This is a genomic window from Streptomyces boncukensis, assembly GCF_011045075.1.
GTDB classification, from domain to species: domain Bacteria; phylum Actinomycetota; class Actinomycetes; order Streptomycetales; family Streptomycetaceae; genus Streptomyces; species Streptomyces boncukensis.
Map to the genome: position 1 here is coordinate 1 of NZ_JAAKZZ010000743.1, position 2,789 is coordinate 2,789.

At 74.5% G+C, this 2,789-nt stretch carries 2 protein-coding genes and 1 pseudogene; 2 read left to right on the forward strand and 1 reads right to left on the reverse strand.

Annotation, left to right across the window (positions count from 1 at the left end; genetic code table 11):
* Window positions 1-580 (reverse strand): annotated as a pseudogene (locus tag G5C65_RS35020) (glycosyltransferase family 4 protein); the annotation flags it as partial.
* A 126-nt stretch (window positions 581-706) separates the two neighbouring features.
* Here G5C65_RS35020 and G5C65_RS35025 point away from each other — a divergent pair.
* Window positions 707-1,453 carry a response regulator gene (locus tag G5C65_RS35025; protein WP_165303096.1) on the forward strand — a complete coding sequence of 249 codons (747 nt, stop codon included), beginning with the start codon at window positions 707-709 and terminating at the stop codon, window positions 1,451-1,453.
* A gap of 3 nt (window positions 1,454-1,456) precedes the next feature.
* The coding region (locus G5C65_RS35030; RefSeq protein ID WP_165303095.1) for a sensor histidine kinase at window positions 1,457-2,789 on the forward strand (1,333 nt) is incomplete at its 3' end.

Sequence of the window (2,789 nt, forward strand, 5' to 3'; positions counted from 1 at the left end):
GGCCGGGGTCGGGCACGCTGTTGGGGACGGCCAGCACGGACACCCCCGGCAGGGGCATCCGCGCGCGGTAGACGGCGGCGTCCGCCTCGGTGGTGGTGACGACCGCGTCCAGCCGCCGGTAGTGCCGGGCGAGTTCGGCGCGCAGCGCCTTGCTGTGCGCGTCGTGCCGCAGATGCTCCTGGGCGATGCGCAGGGCGCCGCCGCGGCCGAAGCGGGCGAGATAGACGTTGACGCCGGGGCGGGTGCCGACGACCACGTCGGCGGCGCAGTCGCGCAGATACCCCGCGGCCCGGACGTCGATCAGCCGGCTGTACTGGTGATGGCGCTTCTCGGCGGCCGGAAAGTCCCGGGCCGCCTCGCCGGACAGCGGATCCGCCGCGTCCTGGCCGCCCTTGCGGGTGTCGGCCAGCGGAACGAGCCGGATCCGGGGGTCGACGTCGAACCGCGGCGCCTCGCGGTGCCGCATCATCGAGGCGATCTCGACCTCGTGGCGGTCCGCGAGGGCGGAGGCGAGGTTGAGAGTGGTGCGGATGGTGCCTCCGATTCCGTAGGCGTTGTGCAGCAGGAAAGCGATCTTCATGCGGCCCGAGCCTGGACGGGCCCGGCAAGAGCGTTCCGTGAGCGGGGTAAGAGCCTGGTGAGAAGCCCGGTCCGGGCGCCGGGGGCGGGGCTGTGCGGCGCGGGGGCTTGGCAGACTCGAAGCGTGATCGCGAACAGTCTGCTGCTGGCGGAGGACGACCCGGCCATCCGCCGTGCCCTGGAGCGTGCCCTGGCCCTTGAGGGCTATCGGGTGACCGCCGTGACCGACGGCGTCGCGGCGCTGGCCGCCGCGCACCGGGAGCGGCCGGACGTCATCGTGCTGGACGTGCTGATGCCCGGCGTGGACGGGCTCCAGGTGTGCCGCGTGCTGCGCGCGGAGGGGAACCGGACGCCGGTCCTCATGCTGACCGCGCGCGTCGGGACCGCGGACCGCGTCGAGGGGCTGGACGCGGGGGCCGACGACTACGTGGCGAAGCCGTTCGAGGTGGCGGAGGTCTTCGCCAGGCTGCGGGCGCTGCTGCGCCGGGCGCCCCCCGAGCCCCCGGCTCCACCCGACGGGCAGGGACCCGGGCAGGGACCCGGGCAGGGACTCGGGCAGGGACTCGGGCAGGGCGGCGCGGTCGAGGCGGCGGATCTGCGGCTCGTGCCGCACGCGCGCCGGGCGTGGCGGGCCGGCGCGGAGCTGGAGCTCACCCGCACCGAGTTCGACCTGCTGGAGCTGCTGGCACGCAACGCGGGCATCGTGCTCGACCACGCGACGATCTACGACCGCATCTGGGGCTACGACTTCGGTCCGGGCTCGAAGAACCTCGCCGTCTACATCGGCTATCTGCGGCGCAAGGTCGACGTGCCGGGCCTGCGCCCCCTCATCCACACCGTGCGCGGCGTCGGCTACACCCTCCGGGAGCGGTGAGCGATGGGCCACCGCCGACTGCGGCGCCCCGGCCTGCGCACCGTCCTCGCGCTCCTGTTCGCGCTGGTGGCCGCCGTGGTCACGGTGCTGGTCGGGCTCCTCAGCCACGACGCGGCAACCAGTGTGGTGCGGCTCGACCGGACCTCCGCTTTCGACGAGGCCGTCGAGCAGGTACAGGTCATCGCGACCGAGAAGGCGTTCCCCTCCTCGGACCGGACGTGGGACGGGCAGGGCGGCGAGGACACCCTGCAGGCCATACGCGAGGTCGTACGGGCCCATGGCTCGTTCGGTATCCAGGTGCTCGACGCGGAGGGCGGCCGCAGGGAGGAGGGCACCCCCGTGCTTCCGGTCGGTGACGGCGACCGCAGCTCCGCCCGCAGCCGGCGGCCGGGCCTGAAGAAGCAGCGGCAGGTCGAGATCGGCGGTGAGAAGTACTGGGTGGCGACCGTGGCCCTCGGCAAGGGGCGCGGCGCGGTGCAGGTGTCGCAGCCGTTCAGCCATGTCGAGGAGCTGCTGCGCGAGCTCAGGCAGCGCACCGTGCTGTTCATGGCCGCCGCCGTCGCGGTGTCCGGCGTGGCCGGCTGGTGGCTCGCGGGTCTGGTCACCAGGCGGCTGGTGCGGCTGACCCGGATCGCGGAGAGCGTGACGGCGGCGGGACGGCCGGACGCGCTGGTGCCGGACGCCGGGCAGGACGAAGTGGGCCGGCTCGGGCGGGCCTTCAACGGGATGCTGGCCCGGCTCGCCCGCGCCAGGGAAGCCCAGCAGCGGCTGGCGCAGGACGCCGGGCACGAGCTGCGCACCCCGCTCACCTCGCTGCGGACGAACATCTCGCTGCTGCACCGCTTCGAGGAGCTGCCGCCGGGCGCGCGCGAGGGGCTGATCGCCGATCTGGACAGCGAGGCCAGGGAGCTCACCGAGCTGGTCGACGAACTGGTGGAGCTGGCGGCCGGGCAGCGGGACGACGAGCCGAAGGTGGAGGTGGAGCTCGGCAGCGTGGCGGAGACGGCCGCGGCCCGCGCCCGGCGCCGCACCGGCCGGGAGATCACGGTCACCGCCGACGGCACGGTCGTGCGAGGCCGCCCGACCGAACTCCAGCGCGCGCTCTCCAATCTGGTGGAGAACGCGGCGAAGTTCGACCGGGACGGCGCGGAGCCCATCGAGATCGTGGTCCGGGACGCGCGGGTGGAGGTCCGGGACCGCGGGCCGGGGATCGCCGAGAAGGACCTGGCGCATGTCTTCGACCGCTTCTACCGCGCGGCCGGGGCGCGGAACCTGCCCGGCTCGGGGCTCGGGCTGGCCATCGTGCAGGAGGTGGCCGCTGCCCACGGCGGCACCG